The 20381-nt window shown below is 75.0% G+C and carries 19 protein-coding genes; 14 read left to right on the top strand and 5 right to left on the bottom strand.

From position 1 onward, the window contains the following. Positions 1–835 precede the first annotated feature (835 nt). The 4 genes from ACZ4UX_RS16235 to ACZ4UX_RS16220 all read left to right on the top strand — a co-directional run bounded on the left by ACZ4UX_RS16235 (position 836) and on the right by ACZ4UX_RS16220 (position 4108). A complete protein-coding gene (locus ACZ4UX_RS16235) occupies positions 836–1138 on the top strand; it encodes a GNAT family N-acetyltransferase (RefSeq protein WP_396487906.1) in 303 nt (100 codons plus the stop codon). Between the two features lie 166 nt (positions 1139–1304). Next, positions 1305–2318 carry an aldo/keto reductase gene (locus ACZ4UX_RS16230; protein WP_465707115.1) on the top strand — a complete coding sequence of 338 codons (1014 nt, stop codon included), beginning with the start codon at positions 1305–1307 and terminating at the stop codon, positions 2316–2318. Between the two features lie 123 nt (positions 2319–2441). Next, positions 2442–3029 carry a TetR/AcrR family transcriptional regulator gene (locus ACZ4UX_RS16225; protein ID WP_465707114.1) on the top strand — a complete coding sequence of 196 codons (588 nt, stop codon included), beginning with the start codon at positions 2442–2444 and terminating at the stop codon, positions 3027–3029. Between the two features lie 146 nt (positions 3030–3175). Further along, the gene (locus tag ACZ4UX_RS16220; protein ID WP_465707113.1) at positions 3176–4108 is read left to right on the top strand and encodes an ADP-ribosylglycohydrolase family protein; all 933 of its coding nucleotides are present in this window, start codon (positions 3176–3178) and stop codon (positions 4106–4108) included. Positions 4109–4195: 87 nt separating this feature from the next. Here ACZ4UX_RS16220 and ACZ4UX_RS16215 read toward each other — a convergent pair whose 3' ends face one another. Further along, complete coding sequence (locus ACZ4UX_RS16215) at positions 4196–4462, bottom strand: GlsB/YeaQ/YmgE family stress response membrane protein (RefSeq protein WP_329490487.1); 267 nt, start codon at positions 4460–4462, stop codon at positions 4196–4198. A 136-nt stretch (positions 4463–4598) separates the two neighbouring features. Here ACZ4UX_RS16215 and ACZ4UX_RS16210 point away from each other — a divergent pair, with 136 nt between their 5' ends. Beyond that, positions 4599–5837, top strand: a complete 1239-nt coding sequence (locus ACZ4UX_RS16210; protein WP_465707112.1) for a glycosyltransferase — start codon at positions 4599–4601, stop codon at positions 5835–5837. A 92-nt stretch (positions 5838–5929) separates the two neighbouring features. Here the strand turns inward: ACZ4UX_RS16210 and ACZ4UX_RS16205 are convergent, their stop codons facing one another. The 4 genes from ACZ4UX_RS16205 to ACZ4UX_RS16190 form a co-directional block, all read right to left on the bottom strand. Continuing rightward, positions 5930–7459: an NCS1 family nucleobase:cation symporter-1 gene (locus ACZ4UX_RS16205; protein ID WP_465707111.1), complete on the bottom strand. Its 1530-nt coding sequence runs from the start codon at positions 7457–7459 to the stop codon at positions 5930–5932. Beyond that, on the bottom strand, positions 7449–8486 hold the full coding sequence (locus tag ACZ4UX_RS16200) for a TIGR03842 family LLM class F420-dependent oxidoreductase (RefSeq protein WP_329490484.1): 1038 nt from the start codon (positions 8484–8486) through the stop codon (positions 7449–7451). The genes ACZ4UX_RS16205 and ACZ4UX_RS16200 overlap by 11 nt, the downstream gene beginning before the upstream one ends. A gap of 75 nt (positions 8487–8561) precedes the next feature. Further along, positions 8562–9974, bottom strand: a complete 1413-nt coding sequence (gene hydA, locus ACZ4UX_RS16195) for a dihydropyrimidinase (protein WP_465707110.1) — start codon at positions 9972–9974, stop codon at positions 8562–8564. A 14-nt stretch (positions 9975–9988) separates the two neighbouring features. After that, positions 9989–10831 (bottom strand): nitrilase-related carbon-nitrogen hydrolase, encoded by an 843-nt coding sequence (locus tag ACZ4UX_RS16190; RefSeq protein ID WP_329490481.1) that lies wholly within the window; start codon positions 10829–10831, stop codon positions 9989–9991. A 411-nt stretch (positions 10832–11242) separates the two neighbouring features. Between ACZ4UX_RS16190 and ACZ4UX_RS16185 the strand changes: the two genes are divergently transcribed. From ACZ4UX_RS16185 to ACZ4UX_RS16145, 9 genes are all read left to right on the top strand, one after another. Further along, positions 11243–14329: a hypothetical protein gene (locus ACZ4UX_RS16185; RefSeq protein ID WP_465707109.1), complete on the top strand. Its 3087-nt coding sequence runs from the start codon at positions 11243–11245 to the stop codon at positions 14327–14329. A gap of 47 nt (positions 14330–14376) precedes the next feature. Continuing rightward, positions 14377–14454 (top strand): putative leader peptide, encoded by a 78-nt coding sequence (locus ACZ4UX_RS16180; protein WP_101948289.1) that lies wholly within the window; start codon positions 14377–14379, stop codon positions 14452–14454. Positions 14455–14629: 175 nt separating this feature from the next. Next, a complete protein-coding gene (locus ACZ4UX_RS16175) occupies positions 14630–15196 on the top strand; it encodes a cysteine dioxygenase (protein WP_329490479.1) in 567 nt (188 codons plus the stop codon). Further along, on the top strand, positions 15190–15576 hold the full coding sequence (locus tag ACZ4UX_RS16170) for a rhodanese-like domain-containing protein (protein ID WP_465707108.1): 387 nt from the start codon (positions 15190–15192) through the stop codon (positions 15574–15576). The genes ACZ4UX_RS16175 and ACZ4UX_RS16170 overlap by 7 nt, the downstream gene beginning before the upstream one ends. Before the next feature lie 374 nt (positions 15577–15950). Then, positions 15951–17081: an ABC transporter ATP-binding protein gene (locus ACZ4UX_RS16165; protein ID WP_465707107.1), complete on the top strand. Its 1131-nt coding sequence runs from the start codon at positions 15951–15953 to the stop codon at positions 17079–17081. Beyond that, positions 17071–17739 (top strand): ABC transporter permease, encoded by a 669-nt coding sequence (locus tag ACZ4UX_RS16160; RefSeq protein WP_359804223.1) that lies wholly within the window; start codon positions 17071–17073, stop codon positions 17737–17739. Before ACZ4UX_RS16165 ends, ACZ4UX_RS16160 begins: the two co-directional genes overlap by 11 nt. Continuing rightward, positions 17736–18431: an ABC transporter permease gene (locus tag ACZ4UX_RS16155; RefSeq protein WP_465707106.1), complete on the top strand. Its 696-nt coding sequence runs from the start codon at positions 17736–17738 to the stop codon at positions 18429–18431. The genes ACZ4UX_RS16160 and ACZ4UX_RS16155 overlap by 4 nt, the downstream gene beginning before the upstream one ends. A 68-nt stretch (positions 18432–18499) precedes the next feature. Further along, positions 18500–19441, top strand: a complete 942-nt coding sequence (locus ACZ4UX_RS16150; RefSeq protein WP_329490473.1) for an ABC transporter substrate-binding protein — start codon at positions 18500–18502, stop codon at positions 19439–19441. A 188-nt stretch (positions 19442–19629) separates the two neighbouring features. Then, entirely contained in the window at positions 19630–20235 is a 606-nt protein-coding gene (locus ACZ4UX_RS16145) for a hypothetical protein (RefSeq protein WP_465707105.1), read from the top strand. The last annotated feature ends 146 nt before the right edge of the window (positions 20236–20381 follow it).

Here is a 20381-nt window from a genome sequence, read left to right as displayed (position 1 = left end):
CCGGACCAGCCCGGGTGCCCGGACCAGCCGGGGCGCGCGGCCCCGGCCCGGCGTACGACCTGCCAGGTCGGCCCGTCTGGCCCAAGTGCGGTGGAACGGCTGGGCGGCATGCTTGGCATTGCGTCCTCCTCGCTCGATCCGGAGGCCCCGGTCGGCCCGGAGCCCCCGTGGACGGCGGCTTCGGTGCGGCGGGCGCAGCAACGGCACCGCCACGGGGAAGCCGAGATGTGAGCCTAGAAGAACCGTTCGGCTTCCTGCGAGGTGGCCCTGCTCCCAGCGCGCCGGAGGGCCGGGCCCTGCCTCGGGCACCCGTTGGAGAACGGCGGCGGGCGCACGGCGCGCGGGCCTGGATCGGCGCGCGAGCGCGGTCGCCGGATCGCGCCCATCTCCACCATGGACCCGGCGCCCGGGTTCGGCAGCCCAAACGCCCAAGGCGCGGGTTTTCCACGCCGGATGGGTGACACCGGCTCAGCGCCCGGTACGAGGAAGCGGGCCGTCGGCCGGGTGGACGTCGCGACGCGGCGGCGGCGGAGGCATCCGTGGCGCGGCCCGTCGGCCGGGTGGACGTCGCGGCGAACGTGACCGGGCGAGGGCACCGGGCCGGCGCGCCCGGGGCCGGCCCGGGGCGACCCGGTACCGGCCCAAGTGCGGTGCCCGGGCGCCCGGTTGCCCCTCGTCGGGGGCGACCCGCGGCCCACCGGACGGCGGGGCCGTCCGGCGCGGAGACGGCGCGACCACGGCAACGCCGGGCCGACCGACGGGCGGTGCGGCCGCCGGAACTCGATGATGGACCGGGGCCGGCCCCGGCTCCGCGACCTACCGTGAGGAGCCTTCGATGACCGTCACCGTGCACGACGCCGAAGCCGAGAACCGCTTCGAGGCCCGGGTGGACGGCGCCCCGGCGGGCTTCGCCGAGTACATCCGCAGCGACCGGCTGGTGGTCTACCCGCACACCGTGGTCGAGCCGGCGTTCGAGGGGCAGGGGGTCGGCAGCGCGCTGGCCCGGGCCGCGCTGGACGACGCACGCGAACGGGGCCTGGCGGTGCTGGCGACGTGCCCGTTCATCAAGGGCTGGATGCTGCGCCACCCCGAGTACACGGATCTGGCCTACGAGAACCGCAGCCGGGTGAGCGACTGACGAATGACAGGTGACCGCTGACAAGTAACAGGTGACGACTAACGGATGACAGATGACGGCTGACAAACTTTGAAATCTGTCAGTGAGGTGCCATAGTGGAACCCGGCAGGCCCGCGCCCCGCGCGGCCGCCGGCCCCTCCGCCCCCTCACCCCGCCGGAGCACCCCGTGACCACGACCTCCCGGATCCCTCAGCGCCCGATCGGCGCCACCGGCCCCACCATCTCCGCCCTCGGCCTCGGCTGCATGGGCATGTCCGACCTCTACGGCCCGGCCGACGAGGCCGAGAGCATCGCGACCGTGCACGCCGCACTCGACGCGGGCATCACCCTGCTCGACACCGGCGACTTCTACGGCATGGGCCACAACGAACTGCTGATCCACGACGCGCTGCGCGGCCGGGACCGCGCGAGCGTGCAGATCAGCGTGAAGTTCGGCGCCCAGCGCGCCCCGGACGGCCAGTGGCTCGGCTACGACGCGAGCCCGGCCGCCACCAAGACCGCCCTCGCCTACACGCTGCGCCGGCTGCGGACCGACTACGTCGACGTCTACCGCCCGGCCCGGCTGGACCCGAGCGTTCCGATCGAGGAGACGGTCGGCGCGATCGCCGACCTCGTCAAGGCTGGTCACGTCCGCCACATCGGCCTCTCCGAGGTCGGCGCCGACTCGCTGCGCCGGGCCGCCGCCGTGCACCCGATCAGCGACCTGCAGATCGAGTACTCACTGCTCTCGCGGTCCATCGAGGCCGAGATCCTGCCCACCGCCCGCGAGCTGGGCATCGGCGTCACCGCGTACGGCGTGCTCTCGCGCGGGCTGCTCAGCGGGCACTGGGACAACGGGCGCGCGCTGGCCGGCTCGGACTTCCGCGGCCACAGCCCCCGCTTCCAGGGCGACAACCTGGCCCACAACCTCGACCTGGTCGAGGCGCTGCGCGCGGTCGCCGAGCAGCGGGGCGCGAGCGTCGTCCAGGTCGCGATCGCCTGGGTCGCCTCGCGCGGCGAGGACATCGTGCCGCTGGTCGGCGCCCGCCGTCGCGACCGGCTCGCCGAGGCCCTCGGTGCGCTGGACGTCGCCCTCACCCCGGCCGACCTCGCCGCCATCGAGGCCGCCGTCCCCGCCGGGTCCGCCGCCGGGGACAGGTACGCTGCCGCTCAGATGGCCCACCTCGACAGCGAGCACTGACCGGCACCCCGGCGGTCGCCGGTTCGCGGCCGGGGCGGGGCCCCGCCCCGGCCCGCCCGTCAGCCGCAGCACCGTCCGCCGCCCCGGCGACGGACGCACCACCCCGTTAGGACGTACCTCCCCGTGACCACGGACAGCGCACTCACTCCCGAGCAGATCCTGGGCGCGACGGAGGAGGTCCTCCGGCGGTTCGGCCCCGCCAAGGCCACCGTGGTGGACGTCGCCCGCACCCTCGGCGTCAGCCACGGCAGCGTCTACCGCCACTTCCCCAGCAAGGCGGCGCTGCGCGAGGCCGTCACCCAGCGCTGGCTCGACCAGGCGCACGACAGCCTGGCGTCCATCACCGCCGAGTCCGGCCCGGCGGTGGAGCGCCTGCACCGCTGGCTGGAGACGCTGTTCGCCGCCAAGCGGAAGAAGGCGCTCGACGACCCGCAACTGTTCGCCACCTACCTGGTGCTGGTCGCGGAGACCAGCAGCACCGTCGAGGCCCATATCGACACCCTGGTCGAGCAGATCGGCCGGATCGTCCAGGCCGGCTTGAACAGCGGGGAGTTCGGGCCCGCTCCGGTCGGCCCGACCGCCCGGGCCCTGTTCGAGGCGACCGCCCACTTCCACGACCCCGTGTACGCCGCCGAGTGGTCCGACCCGCAGGCACCGGAGCGCTTCGCCGCCCTCTGGAAGCTCCTCCTCGGCGGCCTCCTCACCCGCTGACCGACCACACCCGCCCGACCCCGAACACCCGGGGCCGCACATCCTGGCCCGCGCACCCGGGCCCGCACACCTGGGCCGACTCGCGCCCGGCCCCACCGCCGAAAAGCGTTCGCCCCACCGTGGCGGCACCCGGCAGACTCCCACGCATGATCGATTCCCCTCGGGAGGACGGCCTGCGTGCCACCGGACCGGCGCTGGACAGCCTGCAAGGACTCGCCCTCGGCGACGCCTTCGGCGACCGCTGGTTCTCCGCCCCGCTCGACGAGGCTCCCGCCGCACTCGCCGCCCGGCTGCCCCGCCCGGCGCCCTGGCACTGGACGGACGACACCGCGATGGCGCTCGTCCTGGTCCGTCATCTCCGTCGCCGCGGCGCGGTCCACCAGGACGAGCTGGCGGCCGGGTTCGCCGACGAGTACGCCACCGAGTACGGGCGCAAGTACGGGCCGTCGATGCACGGCGTGCTGCGGGCGGTGGGTGCGGGCGCCGACTGGCGGAGCGTCACCGCGGAGCAGTTCGGCGGGCAGGGCTCCTACGGGAACGGCGCCGCCATGCGGGCCGCCCCGCTGGGCGCCTGGTTCGCCGAAGACCTGGACACCGTGGCCCGGCAGGCCGAACTGCAGGCGCTCACCACGCACTTCCACCCGGAGGCGGTGGCGGGGGCCGTCGCGGTCGCGCTGGCGGCGGCGCTCGCCGCCCGCAGCCGGGGGCAGCGCCCGCCCGGTCGGGCCGAGTTGCTCACCGAGGTCGCCGCCCGGCTGCCCGACAGCGACGTCCGCTCCGGCCTGCGGATCGCCGCCCGGCTGCCGGGGCACACCAGCGTCCGGCACGCCGCTCAGGTCCTCGGGTCCGGGCTCCTGATCTCCGCCCCGGACACCGTGCCGTTCGCCCTCTGGTCCGCCGCCACGCACCTGGACTCCCTGCCGGACGCGCTCTGGCACACCCTGGAGGGCTGGGGCGACATGGACACCACGTGCGCGATCGCGGGCGGCGTGGTCGCCGCCCGGACCGGCCTCGCCGGGGTGCCCGCCGCCTGGCTGGACGCCCGCGAGGACCTGCCCGGGTGGGTGGCCGAGCCGTAGCCGGCACGGCCGGGCGGGTCGGGCGGTTCCGACACCCGACCCGGCCGGTCACCGGCAGGGACCACCGCAGGCGGTCACCTACGGCGCTCAGCTGCGGGAGTTGCCGAAGAAGATCCGGTAGAGGATCAGCAGGACCAGCGCGCCGCCGATCGCCGAGCCCCAGGTGGCCAGGTCGAAGAAGTGCGCCGAGACCGGCTTGTCCAGGATGCGCGAGGAGATCCAGCCGCCGACGAACGACCCGGCGATGCCGATCAGGGTGGTCACCACCAGACCGCCCGGGTCCCTGCCCGGCAGCAGCAGCTTCGCCAGCGCCCCGGCCACCAGACCCAGCACGATCCACGCGATGATGCTCATGCGTCCTCCCGCCCTCCGTCACGGCACTCCCAGCGGGCCGTCTCACCGGCGAGGACGCCGCCGTGCGCCCCCTCGGTTGCAGTGCGCCGGGCGTGGCACCCGGCGGCGCGACCGGCCGCGCCGCGATACTGCGGCCATGCGCATCCTGATCGCCACCGCCGGGTCCCGGGGCGATGTGGCGCCCTTCACCGGCCTGGGCGCCCGGCTCCGCGCGGCCGGCCATCAGGTGGCCGTCGCCACCCACACCACCTTCGCCGGCCAGGTGCGCGCCGCGGGCCTGGAGTTCCGCCCGCTCCCGGTCGACCCGCGCGCCGAACTCGCCTCCGACCGCGGCCAGCGGGTCCTGCGGTCCGGCTCCGGACCGCTGTCCCTCCTCCAACTCCTGCGCCTCGGCCGCTCCTTCATGCCCGCCCTCGGCGACGCCATCGTGGCGGCCACCGCCCAGGGCACCGACCTGCTGCTCACCACCAGCGCCACCACCCCGCTCGGCCAGGTCGCCGCCGAGGCCGCCGGCATCCCCAGCATCGGCCTCTACCTCCAACCGATCGCCCCCACCCGGGAGTTCGCGCCCTCCGTGACCGGTACCCGGTCGTTGGGCCGGACCGGGAACCTGCTCGCCGGCCACGCCGTGGAGGCCGCCGCCGACCGCCTCTTCGCCCCCGCCGTCCGCGGGTTGCGCCACCGGCTCGGCCTGCCGCCGCGCGGCATCGCCCGGACCCGGCGCGCCCACGCCGTGCTGCACGGCTTCTCCCCGACCGTCGTGCCGCGCCCCGCCGACTGGCGCCCCGGCCTGGAGGTCGCCGGGTACTGGTGGCCGCACCCCGAGCCCGGGTGGCGACCGCCGGACCGCCTCGTCGACTTCCTCGCCGCCGGGCCGCCGCCGGTCTTCGTCGGCTTCGGCAGCCTGGTCGTCCCCGATCCGGCGGCGCTGAGCGCCACCGTCCTCGCCGGACTGCGTGCCGCCGGGGTGCGGGCCGTCCTCCAGGCCGGCTGGAGCGGCCTCGGCGCGGCCGACTCCGACGACGTCCTCACCATCGACGACACCCCGCACGCCTGGCTGTTCCCGCGGATGGCCGCCGTCGTCCACCACGCCGGGGCCGGCACCACCGCCGCCACCCTGCGGGCCGGCACGCCCGCCGTCCCCGTGCCCGCCCAGCTCGACGCGCCGTTCTGGTCCGCGCGCCTCACCCGCCTGGGCACCTCCCCCGGGCCGGTCCCGCTCCCCGCCCTCACGTCCGCCCGCCTGGCCGCCGCCGTCCGCCGCACGCTGGCCACGCCGCACTACCGGGAGCGCGCCCGCGCCGTCGCCGCCGCGCTGGCCGCCGAGGACGGCACCGCCGGGGTCCTGGCCGCCGTCGACCGCCTCGCCTCCTGACCCCGAACGGCCCCACCGGCCCCCACGCGCCCCCGGAACGGACCCCGGAACGGACCCCGGCGCGGCCCCCGAACGGCCCCGGCGGGCCGCCCCTACCGCCGGCGCCGGCCCGTCCCCCGGCTCAGCACGAGGTAGAGGGCGAACGAGGTGGCGAAGCCGACGGCCCACCCGTAGTCGGCCAGCGGTTTGAGGACGGGCAGCAGGCCGTCGGCCGGGAACGGGCCGCCGTAGGAGCCGCCGACGGCCAGCACGCCGCCGGTGACCAGGGCAGCCACGGCCCGCCAGTTCCAGCCGGCGGTGTACCAGTAGGCGCCGTGCGGCCGGTAGAGCTCGGCCGGCAGCAGCCGGGTGCGCCGCAGCGCCCAGTAGTCGGCGATCAGCACGCCGGCCACCGTGCCGAGCAGGCCGCCGACCAGGCCGAGCCAGGTGAAGATGTAGACGTGCGGGTCGGAGATCAGCTTCCAGGGGAAGAGCGCGATCCCGATCACACCCGTGATCAGTGCCCCGGTCCGGAAGGTGATCAGCCGGGGCAGCAGGTTGGCGAGGTCGTACGCGGGCGAGACGACGTTGGCCGCGATGTTGACGGAGAGCGTGGCGACCAGCACGGTCAGCAGGGCGAACAGGATGCCCACCGGGCTCTCCATCTTCGCGGCGAGCGCGATCGGGTCCCAGACCGGTTCGCCGTAGACGGCCTGGGAGCCGGAGGTGACCAGCACCGAGAGCAGCGCGAAGAGGGTCATCGTGGTGGGCAGCCCGAGCGCCTGGCCGCGGATCTGGGCGCGCTGGCTGCCGCCGAAGCGGGTGAAGTCGGGGATGTTGAGCGCGAGGGTCGACCAGAACCCGATCATGCCCATCAGCGCCGGGAAGAAGACCTTCCAGAAGTCGCCGCCCCAGCCGAGCCGGGACGGCTGGTCGAGCAGCGGCCCGAAGCCGCCCGCCTTGACGGTGATCCAGGCCAGCAGGGCCAGTGCCCCGACGATGACGAACGGGGCCGCCCAGTTCTCGAACCGGCGCAGGGTCTCCATGCCGCGGGCGATCACGGCCATCTCGATCAGCCAGAACAGCAGGAAGGAGAGCCACTGCGTCCACGGGTGGCCGCCGAACTCGGCCGCGGTGCGCCAGGATTCGCCGAGGAGCTTGCCGGCGAGCAGGAAGATGCCCTCGCCGCCGATCCAGGTCTGGATGCCGAACCAGGCGCAGGCGACGGCGGCCCGCAGCAGCGCCGGCAGGTTGGCGCCGCGCAGGCCGAAGGAGGCGCGGGCGAAGACCGGGAACGGGATGCCGTACTTGGTCCCCGCGTGGCCGGTGAGCAGCATCGGTATGAGCACGACGAGGTTGGCCAGGGCGATGGTGAGGACGGCCTGCTTCCAGTCCATGCCGAGCGCGACCAGGCCGGAGGCGAGCGTCCAGGACGGGATGTTGTGGGCCATGCCGACCCAGAGCGCGAGGAAGTTGTAGGTGGTCCAGGTGCGGCGGGCGACCGGGACGGGCCGCAGGTCGTCGTTGGTGAAGCCGTTGGCGGGCAGCACGGGGGCGGCGGGGTCGGGTTCGACCCGGCCGTCCCCGTGCTCGTCCTGGCCGGTGGCCGCGGCGCGGTCGGTCGGCGGCGGGTCACCCTTCACCGGGGCGCGCCTCCTGCCGGAGCCGGGGGATGACGTCGGTGCCGTAGGCGTCGATGGTGGCCTCGACCGCGTCGTGCATGGCGTAGACGGCGAACTGGTCGACGCCCAGGGAGCGGAGGTGTTCGAGGCGGTCCCGGTGGGCGGCGGGCGGGCCGATCAGGCAGAAGCGGTCGACGATCTCGTCGGGCACGAACGCGGTGTCGGGGTTCCCGGCCCGGCCGTGGTGGCTGTAGTCGTAGCCCTGGCGGTCCTTGATGTAGGCGGTGAGGGCCTCGGGGACGAGGCTGGAGTGCTCGCCGTAGTGGGTGACCAGGTCGGCGACGTGGTTGCCGACCATGCCGCCGAACCAGCGGCACTGCTCGCGGGCGTGGGCGAGCGCGGCCGGGGAGTCGTCGGCGGTGACGTAGGCGGGGGCGGCGACGCAGATGGTGACGGTGTCGGGGTCGCGGCCCGCCTCGGCGGCGGCGGCGCGGACGGCCTTGATCATGTACTCGGTGAGGTAGGGGTCGGCGAGTTGGAGGATGAAGCCGTCGGCCTGGCGTCCGGTGAGGGCGAGCGCCTTGGGCCCGTAGGCGCCCATCCAGACCGGCAGGGCGCCTTCGCGGACCCACGGCAGGTGCATCTCGGTGCCGTCCACCTCGACGGTGCGGCCCTCGGCCAGCTCCTTGATGGCGTGCATGGCCTCGGAGAGCCGGGCGAGGGTGGCGGGGCGACGGCCGGCCACCCGCATCGCGGAGTCGCCGCGGCCGATGCCGCAGACGGTGCGGTTGCCGTACATGTCGTTGAGGGTGGCGAACAGGGAGGCGGTCACCTCCCAGGTGCGGGTGGAGGGGTTGGTGACCATCGGGCCGACGGTCAGTGTCGTGGTCTCGGCGAGGATCCGGCTGTAGATCACGAAGGGTTCCTGCCACAGGACGCAGGAGTCGAAGGTCCAGCCGTGGCTGAACCCGGCCCGTTCGGCGCGGACCATGCGGTCGACGAGCAGGCGGGCGGGCGGGTCGGTCTGCAGGACGAGGCCGATGTCCATCGGGGAGCTCCAGGGAAGGGTGGGGCCGCCCGGGGCCGACGCACGGCCCCGGGCAACGGCGGTGCGGGGAGAGGGTCAGGTGAGGTACTGGCAGGTGTCGCGCCGCAGGAAGGCGCCGTGTCCGGCGCGGCCCAGCCAGGTGCCGTCGTCGAGGATCACGGTGCCGCGGGAGAGCACCGTGCGGGCCCGGCCGGTGAGCCGGCGCCCCTCGTAGGCCGAGTAGTCGACGTTCATGTGGTGGGTGGCGGCGGAGACGGTCTGCACGGCGGTGGGGTCGTAGACGACCACGTCGGCGTCGGCGCCGGGGGCGATGGTGCCCTTGCGCGGGTGCAGGCCGAACATCCGGGCGGGGGTGGTGCAGGCCACCTCGATCCAGCGGCGGCGGGTCAGGTGGCCGTCGACGACGGCCTGGTGGAGGAGGTCCATCCGGTTCTCCACGCCGGGCAGCCCGTTCGGGATCTTGGAGAAGTCGCCGCGGCCGAGCTCCTTCTGGCCGGCGAAGCAGAACGGGCAGTGGTCGGTGGAGACCACCTGGAGGTCGTTGGTGCGCAGCCCGCGCCAGAGCGCCTCCTGGTGCTCGCGGGGGCGCAGCGGCGTACTGCAGACGTACTTGGCGCCCTCGAAGCCGTCGGCCCCGGTCTCGGCGAGGTTGTCGGTGGAGAGGAAGAGGTACTGCGGGCAGGTCTCGCCGAAGACGTTGAGGCCCTCGTCCCGGGCCCGGGCGAGCTCGGCGAGGGCGGAGGCGGCGGAGACGTGGACGACGTAGAGCGGGCTGCCGGCGACCTGGGCGAGCTTGATGGCGCGGTGGGTGGCCTCGGCCTCCAGGAGTTCGCGGCGGACCTCGCCGTGGTACCGGGGGTCGGTGCGACCGGCCGCGAGCGCCTGCTCGACGAGGACGTCGATGGCGATGCCGTTCTCGGCGTGCATCATGATCAGCCCGCCGTTGGCGGCGCCGCGCTGCATGGCGCGCAGGATGCGGCCGTCGTCGCTGTAGAAGACGCCGGGGTAGGCCATGAAGAGCTTGAAGGAGGTGGACTCGCCGGAGTCGACGAGGGCGTCCATCTCCTTGAGGACCGCGTCGTTGACGTCCGAGACGATGGTGTGGAACGCGTAGTCGACGGCGCAGTTGCCGTCGGCCTTGGCGTGCCAGGTGTCGAGTCCTTCGCGCAGCGAGCCGCCGACCGGCTGGACGGCGAAGTCGACGATGGTGGTGGTGCCGCCCCAGGCGGCGGCGCGGGTGCCGGTCTCGAAGGTGTCGGAGGCGGCGGTGCCGCCGAAGGGCAGCTCCATGTGGGTGTGGGCGTCGACGCCGCCCGGGACGACGTAGTGGCCGGTGGCGTCGATGACGGTGTCGGCGGTCCAGGCCCGGGCGGCGTCGCTGTCGGTGGCGGCGAGGGCGGCGATGCGCTCGCCCTCGATCAGGACGTCGGCGTGGAGCTCGTCGGTGGCGGTGATGACGAGGCCGCCGCGGATGACGGTGCGGGTCACGGTGGGTGCCTCCCTCACGCCTCGGTGAGCGGGCCGTAGGCCTCGGGCCGGCGGTCCCGGTAGAACGCCCACTGCTGCCGGACCTCCTCGATGAGACCGAGGTCGAGGTCGCGGACCACCAGTTCCTCCTCCTTGTCGGAGGCGACGTCGCCGACGAACTGGCCGCGCGGGTCCACGAAGTAGGAGGTGCCGTAGAAGTCGTTGTCGCCGTACTCCTCGGTGCCGACCCGGTTGATCGCGGCGACGAAGTACTCGTTGGCGACGGCGGCGGCGGGCTGTTCGAGCTGCCAGAGGTAGCCGGAGAGGCCGCGGCTGGTCGCGGAGGGGTTGTAGACGATCTGGGCCCCGGCCAGGCCGAGGGCGCGCCAGCCCTCGGGGAAGTGGCGGTCGTAGCAGATGTAGACGCCGACCTTGCCGACGGCGGTGTCGAAGACGGGCCAGCCGAGGTTGCCGGGCTTGAAGTAGTACTTCTCCCAGAAGCCCTTGACCTGGGGGATGTGGTGCTTGCGGTACTTGCCGAGGTAGCTGCCGTCGGCGTCGATCACGGCGGCGGTGTTGTAGTAGACGCCGGGCTGCTCCTCCTCGTAGACGGGGACGACGACGACCAGGCCGAGTTCGCGGGCGAGGTCCCGCATCCGGCGGACGGTGGGCCCGTCCGGGACGGCCTCGGCCCAGCGGTAGTGCTCCGGGTCCTGGACCTGGCAGAAGTACGGGGCGTTGAAGACCTCCTGGAAACCGATGATCTTCGCACCCTGGGCGGCGGCCTCGCGGGCGTGGCGCTCGTGGAGGGCGATCATCGTCTCCTGATCACCGGTCCACCGGGTCTGCACGAGGGCGGCACGGACGATCTGCGACATGGGTACCTCCGCAACTCCGTGGCCCGGCCGGGGGGTCGGGCCTGCGGTCTGAGGGTTGACGGGGCGGATCTGCCTCGGGTTCCGGCACGCGTCGGCATGCGGCGACGCACACATCTACGTGCGTAGAACGTGGTCTGTAGACCGTAGGCCCGGCCTCGGTGGCCTGACAATACGTCGGACGTAACGCGGCCGGGGCGATCCTGTTACGCGGACACGCGGGTGCTTCTGGACGGGATGAAACGCTCAACTACCCCACTGCCGCACTCCTTACCCATTCGGGTGAATCCGGGTGCGAGGTACCGCGCGTCGGGGTAAGACGCCGGTGGACGCTGCTCCGGTCCGTCACCGGGGCGCTCCGGACGGTGAGTTCCCGGCGGTTCGTCGGGGCCGGGCCCACGGGGGGAGGTCGAGGTGAAGGCCGCATCCGCCGCGCCCGGGCCGAGTGGCCCGCCCCCCGACCCTCCGCCGGGTCCGGTACCGCCGTGGGCCGGGCTGCTGCTCGCCCTGGCCGTGCCGCTGCCCCTCGTGCTGGGGAGCCTGCTCTTCGCCCGGTGGGCGCCCGCGGTGCGGAGCGTGCGGCTGCAACTGGCCGGTTCCGCCGCCTCCGCCGGAGCCGTCGTCGCCGGGCGGGCCGCCGACCACCTCGCGGCGCTGCGGGCCGAGCCCTGGCTGCTCGGCGGCTGGACCCTGACCCTCGCGGCGGCCGGGCTGCTCGGCCGGTACGTGCTCACCCGGCCGCACTGGCGGCTCACCGCGCTCGCCGCCGGGGCCGCCGGCCTGCTCGCGGGCGCCCTGGACATCGCGGAGAACGCGCTGCTCGGCATCGGGCTCGACGGGCTCGGCACCGGCCCCGGCCCGCACGCCGGCTCCGACGCGCCCTTCGCCGCCGCCACCGCGCTCGCCACCGTCAAGTGGCTGCTCCTGCTGCCGGCCGGCGCGATGGCCCTGGCCGTGCTCGCGATCACCGTCCACCGCGCGGCGCGCGGCATCCTGCGACGGCCGCCCGCGCCGGCCCGAGCCGGGGGCGCCGGACCGGTCGACGCCGGCCCCGAGCTGATCCCGCCGTGGCCGGTGGCCACCCGGCACGGCGGGCGCTGGCCGCCCGGGCCGCGCCCGCACGGGCCGCTCGACCGCCACGCCCGCTGGCGCAACGGCACCCGGGTGCCCCCCGGCCGGGAGCCCGCCCGGCTCGGCTTCTGCGTCTCCGGCGGCGGCATCCGCTCCGCCTGCGTCACCCTCGGCGTCCTCCAGGCGCTGCGGCCCTGGCTGAAGCAGGCCCGCTACCTGGTCTCCGTCTCCGGCGGCGGCTACACCACGGGCGCGCTGCAGCTCGCCCTCAGCGACTCCGCGCCCGGCGGCCCGGTGCACGCCGTCTCCGGCCTGACGGCGGACGACGTCCTGGAGCCCGGCTCGCCGGAGGAGGACCACCTCCGCCGGCACGCCAAGTACCTCGCGGACGGGGCCGGCCAGTGGCTGGTCGCCCTCGGCACGCTGCTCCGCGGCCTGGTCGCGGCGCTGGCCCTGCTGCTCGCCGCCGTCCTGGTGCTCGGCCTGGGGCTCAGCCGCTTCTACCATTTCGTCCCGCTGACCGACCTGGACGCGCTGGCCGCCGTCGGCGTGCGCACCGGCGGGGCCGGCCGGCTCGGCGCGCTCGCCGTCCGCGAGCCGGCCGTCCTCGCGCTGCTCGGGCTGCTCGCGGCGGCCGCGCTCTGCTGGCTGCTCTGGCTGCTCGCCTTCTCGCAGCTCGGCTGGGACACCCCGGTGCCGCGCACCCTGCGGCGGCTCTCGCACGGCGCCCTCGCCCTGGCCGCGCTGGTGGCCGCCGGGGTGCTGGTGGTGCCCGGGCTGGCCTGGGGCGCGGTCTGGCTGCAGCAGGAGCTGGCGGTCGGCGCCCGGCAGACCGGCGCCGGGCTCAGCCTGACCGTCCTCCTCAGCTACCTCACCCTGCTGCTCGGCATACTGTGGCGCGGGCGCCGGGTCGTCGAGCAGGGCGCGGCGGCGTTCGGCGGGCTGCTGCACAGCACCCGGCGGCTCGGCGGCGGGGTGACGGACGGGCTGGTCCAGTACCTGCTGGTGTGGGCGGCGCTCGCCACGCTGTCGTCGGGCGCGCTGCTCGCGCTCGGCTGGGCGGTCGCCACCGGCCACGCCTGGCCCGCCACCGCGCAGGTGCTGCTGCCGCTCGTGCTCGGCACGGTGGGGCTCAACCTCGACCAGACGTGGATGAGCCTGCACCCGTTCTACCGGCGCCGGCTGGCTTCCGCCTTCGCCGTCCGCCGCGCCACCGAGGACGGTGAGGCACTGGCCCGGCCGTACCACTTCTACCGCGAGCAGACCTGGCTCAGCCACTACGGCGCCCGGCACCCCGACGTCCCTCAGATGATCTTCGCGGCGGCGGCCAACCTGTCCGGCAGCTCCCGCACGCCGCCCGGGCGCCGGGCCGTCTCCTTCACCTTCTCGCACGACTACGTGGGCGGGCCGGACGTCGGCTACGCCCGCACCGCCCTGCTGGAGCGGCGCACCCGGCGGCACATCGCCAGGGACCTCACCGTGCAGTCCGCGATGGCCGTCTCGGGCGCCGCGTTCTCCTCCGCGATGGGCCGTCAGTCCCGCGCCTACCAGGGCCTGTTCGCCGTCACCAACGCCCGGCTGGGCACCTGGCTGCCCAACCCGGCCGCGCTCGGGCCGCTCTGGGCGCCGGGGCGGGACTGGCGGCTCCCCTCCCAGCCCGCCGTCCGCCGCCTCCCCTACCAGCTGCGCGAGCTGAGCGGCCGCTTCCCGATGGACGACCGCTTCCTGCTCACCACCGACGGCGGGCACTACGAGAACCTCGGCCTGGTCGAGCTGCTCCGGCACCGCGTGCGGACGGCGGTCTGCGTCGACGCCAGCGGGGACGCCCCGGTCGCGGCGAGTCTGGCGGCGGCGATCACCCTCGCCCGCGAGGAGCTCGGCATCGTCATCACCCTGCACCGGCCGGAGCTGCTGATCCCCGGCAGCGACGACACGTCGCTGCGCGGTCTGGCGGCACGCCTGGCGGGCCGGCTCTCCGCCCGGGCCGTGATCACCGGGGACATCCGCTACCCGGACCCGTTCGACGCCCCCGGCGACGACACCCGCGTCGGCCCGGCCGTCGGCGACCGGCACCACGACCACCACGGCTCCCACGGCGACGAGTGGCGGCACCACGGCACGCTGATCGTCGTCCAGGCCGTCCTCACCGTCGGCATGCCGTACGAGCTGCACGCCTACGCGGCGGCCAACGCGGCGTTCCCCAACGACAGCACCAGCGACCAGTGGTTCGACCACCGGCAGTTCGACGCCTACCAGACGCTCGGCCGCCATCTGGGCGAGCAGGCCGCCCCGGTGCTCGGCGCGACGCTGGCCGACCCCGCACCGACCCCGGCGCCGGCCCCCGCGCCGACCGCCCCGGTGGCTCCGACCAGCACGGCAACGCGCCCGGCCGCGGCGCCTCCAGCACCCCGGCGCGCCACGCACGAGTGACCGGGCCCGCTTGACTCACGCCCCGCGGGTCGGGAAAGATCCGGCGCATGGACTCCGGCACCACTCTGGTTTGCCGCCTGCACGTCGATCTGCGACGCCAGGCGAGCTCCATCTGTGCCTGTTGACCTTGACCCTCCTCGCCGGTCCCGCCCTGTGACGTCCGCCAGGGCCCGCGCCGCGCAGCCGTACCCGTCTTCCTGACGCGCCCCGTTTCCCGGCGCACCCGTACCCGGCAGGCCTGCATCCCCCGCCGGGTACGGCCGTACCTCCGCTCGCTCCGCCTTCCCCGAGGACGCCCACATGAGCCTGGACCTCGCCCCCGGCACCCCGGCCGGCCCGGCCCGCACCGAAGCCGCCCCCGACGCCCCGACCGCCGCCGACTCCGCCACCACCGCGCCCGCGCGGACCGGTACCCCGCTCACCCCGAAGTCCCTGCGCGCGATCGTCCGCGACCTCGCCGAGCAGCCCGACCAGTGGATCCACCACGTCCGGCTCTCCACCGAGGAACGCTGGTACCGGCGCCTGGTGGCCGACGAGGACCACGAGGTCTGGCTGATCAGCTGGCTGCCCGGCCAGTCCACCGGCTTCCACGACCACGGCGGCTCGCGCGGCGCGTTCGCCGTCGCCCTCGGCGAGCTGGAGGAGCTCTCGCTCGGCGGGCCGGAGCAGGGCCTGCTGATCCGCCGGATCACGGCCGGCACCGCCCGGGCCTTCGGCCCGGAATACGTGCACGACGTCCGCAACACGGGCGCGGGCCCCGCGGTCACGCTGCACGCCTACTCACCGCCGTTGGACTCGATGGCGCACTACGAACTGCGGGCCGGCGGTCTGGTCCGCACCTCGCAGGAAGGACCGGAGCAATGGTGACCACGATCGACGAACTGGTGGAGCGCGCCCGCGAAGGGGTCCACCGGCCCCGGGCCCGGGAGGCGTACCAGGCCCAGCTGGACGGCGCGCTGCTGGTGGACATCCGGCCGGCGGCGCAGCGGGCGGCCGAGGGCGAGATCCCCGGCTCGCTGATCATCGAGCGCAACGTGCTGGAGTGGCGGCTCGATCCGACGGGCAGTCACCGGATCCCGGAAGCCGAGGGCTACGACGTCGAGGTGGTCGTGGTCTGCTCGGAGGGCTACGCCTCCAGCCTGGCCGCCGCCTCGCTGCGCGAGCTGGGGCTGCACCGGGCGACGGACCTGGACGGCGGTTTCGTCGGCTGGGCGGCCGCCGGACTGCCGACGCGTCAGGGCGGCTGAACGGCAGGGCGGCTGACCGGGGCGCCCGCAAGGCGCTCCCACCCACCTGGTCCGGGGCGCGTCCGGCCCGGTGGCAGCGCCGCCGCGGCCCCTCGGCGGCCGGCCCGACGGACCCGGGCCGGGCCCGGTCTCCCGGGGACGGCCGCCCCACGCGGAGGGTAAATCACGGACAGGAGATGATTCAGGTCATAGTCTGATCGGAGTTTCCGCCGGTCCGATGCAGGGCAGCCACGCGGGCGGAAGAACGCCCGGGCAGTTGATCCGACGAAGGGCGGCCGCTTCACAGGCCGTCACTTGTCGACAAACCGCCACGACCGACAGACCGACACCATCGGCGCCACCACCGGGCGGCGCCGAGACAGAGGAAACTCCCCGTGATCAGATTCGACGGCGCCGGCAAGCGCCATCCCGACGGCACCATCGCCGTCGGGGGCCTGGACCTCGAGGTGCCCACCGGCCGGACGACGGTGCTGGTCGGCCCGTCCGGCTGCGGCAAGACGACCCTGCTGCGCATGGTCAACCGGATGGTGGAGCCGACCTCGGGCCGGGTGCTCCTGGACGGCACGGACGTCGCCGAGCTGGAGCCGGCCAAGCTACGCCGCGGCATCGGCTACGTGATCCAGCAGGCCGGCCTCTTCCCGCACCGCAAGGTGATCGACAACATCGCCACCGTCCCCTACCTGCTCGGCTGGGACAAGAAGCGGGCCCGGGCCGCCGAGCTGCTGGAGCTGGTCGGGCTCGCGCCCGAGACCGGCAAGCGGTACCCGTTCCAGCTCTCCGGCGGCCAGCAGCAGCGGGTCGGCGTGGCCCGGGCACTGGCCGCCGATCCGCCGGTGCTGCTGATGGACGAGCCGTTCAGCGCCGTCGACCCGGTGGTGCGGGCCGGGCTCCAGGACGAGCTGCTGCGGCTGCAGTCCGAACTGCACAAGACGGTCCTCTTCGTCACGCACGACATCGAGGAGGCCATCCGGCTCGGCGACCAGGTCGTGGTGCTGCGCGAGCAGGGCCGGATCGCCCAGCTCGCCGACCCGCACACGCTGCTCACCGCGCCCGCCGACGCCGAGGTCGCCGCCTTCCTCGGCCGTGACCGCGGGCTGCGCGGGCTCGGCCTGCGCCCGGCCACCGCCGTCACCGTCCGCCCGGTGGCCGACGGACTGCGCTACGGCCGGTGGGAGTTGACGCTGGACGACGAGCGCCGCCCGATCGGCTGGATCGACCGGGACGCCCCGGCCGCCGCGCTGCACCCGGTCGCCGGGTACCACCCGCAGGCGGACACCCTGCGCTCCGCGCTGGACGCCGCCGTCCTCTCCCCCGCCGGGGTCGCGGTCGCCCTGGACGCCGAGGGCCGGGCCACCGGCACGGCGAGCCGGGAGGCCGTCCTGACCGCCCTGGCGGCCGCGCCCGCTCCGAGGGCCGAGGAGATAGCGATGGCCAAGGCCTACGACACGCCCGGAACGGACGAGGTGGACGAGGACGCGACCGACGGAGCCACCGGTGGACGATGAACCGATCGTCCGGTGGTACTGGATCGGCGACCACCTCGGCTACCTGGGCGACCTGCTCGCCGACCACGCGGTGATCGCGCTGCTCCCGGTCCTGATCGGCCTGCTGCTGGCCGTCCCGCTCGGCCTGGCCTGCGCCCGCCACCCCCGGCTCTACCAGCCGCTGGCCGCCGTCTTCAACGTCGTCTACGCGCTGCCCTCGCTGGCGGTCTTCGTGGTGCTCATCCCCTACACCGGGCTGGCCACCCAGGCCACCGTGATGATCCCGCTGACCTTCTACGCGGTCGCCGTCCTGCTGCCCACCACCGTGGACGGCCTGCACGCCGTCCCCGACTCGGTCCGCCAGGCGGCCACCGCGATGGGCTACGGGCCGTGGCACCGGCTGACGGCCGTCGAACTGCCCGCCTCCGTGCCCTACCTGGTCGCCGGCCTGCGGGTCGCCGCGGTCTCCAGCATCTCGCTGGCGAGCGTCGGCGCCCTGGTCGGACGCGGCGGGCTGGGCTACCTCTTCATCGACGGCTTCCAGCGCACCTTCCCGACCCCGATCGTGGCCGGCATCGTGCTGATCGCCGCGCTGGCGCTGGCGGTGGACCTGCTCCTGGTCGGCGCCCGGCGGCTGCTCGCGCCCTGGGCCGTCCGGGAGAAGGGGGCCGGCCGATGAACTGGCTCTCCTGGCTGGGGGACTTCTTCTCCTCCCCGGACCGCCGCAGCGGCCCGGACTCGATCGTGCACCGCGTGACCGAGCACCTGGTGCTCTCCGGCGAGGCCCTGCTCCTCGCGGCCCTGCTGGCCGTGCCGCTCGGCCTGCTGATCGGCTACACCGGCCGCGGCGCCACCGCCGTCACCACGCTGGCCGGCGCCGCCCGCGCGCTGCCGACGCTCGGCCTGGTGACGCTCGCGGTGCTGCTCGCCGGGGTCGGCGACACGGCTGTGCTGATCCCACTGGTCGCGCTCGCCGCGCCGCCGCTGCTGGTCGCCGCCGTGGAGGGGGTGCGCGGGACCGATCCGGACGTCCGGGACGCGGCGCGCGGCGTCGGGCTGACCCACCCGCAGGTGCTGCGGCAGGTCTGCCTGCCGTCCGCGCTGCCCACCCTGCTGGCCGGCTTCCGGACGGCGACCGTCCAGGTGGTCGCGACGGCCACGGTCGCCGCCTACGTCGGCCTCGGCGGGCTCGGCCGGTACGTGATGGACGGGCTGGCCACCCGGAACTACGCCGTGACGGTGGGCGGCGCGCTGCTCGTGGTGCTGCTCGCGGTCGGCGCCCAGCTGTTCTTCGCGCTGCTCGCCCGCTACGCGCTCCCGCCCGGGCTGCGCGCCCAGCGCCGCGCCCGCTCCTCGCGCGAGTCCCCCTGATCCCGCTCCGCAGGCCTGTCCCGCTCGTCCCACCGAGCATCTGCCGTCCCGAAAGGACACCAATCACCATGTCGACATCCGCACGCCGCCGAAGCGGCCGCCGGGCCCTGCTCCTCGGTACGGTCGCCGCGCTCGCCCTCGGCGCCACCGCCTGCTCCTCCTCCGGCGGCGACCCGCTCGGCGGCGGCGCCTCGGCCCCGGCCGGCGCGACGACCGGCGGCTCGGGCTCGACCGTGGTGGTCGGCTCGGCCAACTTCCCCGAGAACGTGCTGCTCGGCTCGATCTACTCGCAGGCGCTGAAGGCCAAGGGCGTCAAGGTCGAGGAGAAGTTCAACATCGGCAGCCGCGAGGTGCTCTACGGGCAGCTCCAGAACGGCAGCCTGACCGTGCTGCCCGAGTACAACGGCGCGCTGCTCTCCTATCTCGGCGGCAAGCCGGCCGCGACCAAGGACGAGGTCAACGCCGAACTGGCGAAGACGCTGCCCGCCTCGCTGGCCATCCTGGACTCCTCGCCCGCCGAGGACAACGACACCCTGAGCATCAGCCAGGAGAGCGCCGACAAGTACCAGCTGAAGAGCATCGAGGACCTGGCCGCCAAGGCGGGCGAGTTCACCATCGGCGGCCCGCCGGAGTTCAAGACCCGCCAGGAGCAGCCGCTCAAGGACGTCTACGGGCTGACCTTCAAGGAGTGGAAGCCGACCGGCGAGACCACCGCCAACGCGATCAAGGACGGCTCGATCCAGGTCGGCAACGTCTTCTCCACCGACCCGAAGATCGCCCAGCTGAAGCTCGTCCCGCTGACCGACCCGAAGCACCTGTTCGGCGCGCAGAACATCACCCCGCTGGTGAACAAGACGGCCGTCGACGCCCCCGCCGTCGCCGCGCTGAACGCCGTGTCGGCCAAGCTCAGCACCGACGGCCTGGCGACGCTGATGAAGAAGGTCGCGGTGGACAAGGAGGACCCGTCCGCCGTGGCCAAGGAGTGGCTGAAGGCCAACGGCCTGAGCTGAGCCGGGCGGCCGGACGGCCCGACCGGCAGCCACGACGGCCGGCGGACCGTACGCGCCGGGCCGACGGTACGAGCCGTACGGCCGGTGACAGCACGCGGCGGCGGTCCGGGGGGCGACCCCCCGGGCCGCCGCCGCTTCGCCGTCGGGGGATCTTCCCTTGAGCGGCGCGAACATGACAGTGTGGCGGAATGCGCACTCGTCTCCTCGCCGCCACCCTCACGGCGTTCGCCGCGGTGAGCCTGGCTGCCTGTTCGTCCGGCTCGGGTTCGGGCGGATCCGCGGCCGGCTCCCCCACCACCCCGGCCGCCGCCACCGCGTCCGCACCGGGTACCCCCGCCCCCGGCGGTACCGCCGACCCCTCGGGCACCGGCGCGCCGGCCACCCCGACCGCACCCGGCGCGCCCGCCACGGGCAGCCCCGACGGGCCCGCGCCGGGATCGACCCCGCCCGCCACCCCCGACGCCCCGGACGCCCCCGCCACGTCGGCGCCGCCCAAGCCCGCGCCGCCGGCCGATGCCGGGCTGCCCGCCAAGCCGGGCTCGGCCGACGCCGCCAAGCTGGTCGCCGCGCTCGACGCGATCGATCCGGCGATCGTCGGCGGCAAGCCCGACGAGGCCGTCGACCGGGCCCGCAACCAGTGCCAGGCGATGTACCAGTTCCCCAAGGACCGGGCCAAGCTGGTCGAGCTGGTGAACCAGCGCTTCACCGCGCCCGACCACCCGCAGGGCTTCGGCGCCGAGAAGGCCGAGAAGATCATCGACGCCCTGCGCGCCACCCTCTGCCCGCCGGCCTGACGGCCCCGCACCACGGGCGGACCGCCCCGAGCCGCCCGGTGTCCTGAGCACCGGGCCCGGGGGGGGGGGGGGGGGGGGGGGGGGGGGGGGGGGAGGGGAAGGAGGGGGGGGGGGGGGGGGGGGGGGGGAGAGGGGGGGGGGGGGGC

The sequence above is a fragment of the Kitasatospora sp. NPDC028961 genome (assembly GCF_055564815.1).
The sequence above is the reverse complement of the archived record's forward strand: the minus strand, read 5'-3'. Positions and strand labels throughout refer to the sequence as shown.

Excerpts from the sequence above, each read along its gene's own strand:
- ACZ4UX_RS16145 (WP_465707105.1), top strand. The coding sequence starts at position 19,630 with ATGCGCACTCGTCTCCTCGCCGCCACCCTCACGGCGTTCGCCGCGGTG.
- ACZ4UX_RS16220 (WP_465707113.1), top strand. The coding sequence starts at position 3,176 with ATGATCGATTCCCCTCGGGAGGACGGCCTGCGTGCCACCGGACCGGCG.
- ACZ4UX_RS16180 (WP_101948289.1), top strand. The coding sequence starts at position 14,377 with ATGGACTCCGGCACCACTCTGGTTTGCCGCCTGCACGTCGATCTGCGA.
- ACZ4UX_RS16170 (WP_465707108.1), top strand. The coding sequence starts at position 15,190 with ATGGTGACCACGATCGACGAACTGGTGGAGCGCGCCCGCGAAGGGGTC.
- ACZ4UX_RS16210 (WP_465707112.1), top strand. The coding sequence starts at position 4,599 with ATGCGCATCCTGATCGCCACCGCCGGGTCCCGGGGCGATGTGGCGCCC.
- ACZ4UX_RS16150 (WP_329490473.1), top strand. The coding sequence starts at position 18,500 with ATGTCGACATCCGCACGCCGCCGAAGCGGCCGCCGGGCCCTGCTCCTC.
- ACZ4UX_RS16215 (WP_329490487.1), bottom strand. The coding sequence starts at position 4,462 with ATGAGCATCATCGCGTGGATCGTGCTGGGTCTGGTGGCCGGGGCGCTG.
- ACZ4UX_RS16175 (WP_329490479.1), top strand. The coding sequence starts at position 14,630 with ATGAGCCTGGACCTCGCCCCCGGCACCCCGGCCGGCCCGGCCCGCACC.
- ACZ4UX_RS16190 (WP_329490481.1), bottom strand. The coding sequence starts at position 10,831 with ATGTCGCAGATCGTCCGTGCCGCCCTCGTGCAGACCCGGTGGACCGGT.
- ACZ4UX_RS16235 (WP_396487906.1), top strand. The coding sequence starts at position 836 with ATGACCGTCACCGTGCACGACGCCGAAGCCGAGAACCGCTTCGAGGCC.
- ACZ4UX_RS16155 (WP_465707106.1), top strand. The coding sequence starts at position 17,736 with ATGAACTGGCTCTCCTGGCTGGGGGACTTCTTCTCCTCCCCGGACCGC.
- ACZ4UX_RS16200 (WP_329490484.1), bottom strand. The coding sequence starts at position 8,486 with ATGGACATCGGCCTCGTCCTGCAGACCGACCCGCCCGCCCGCCTGCTC.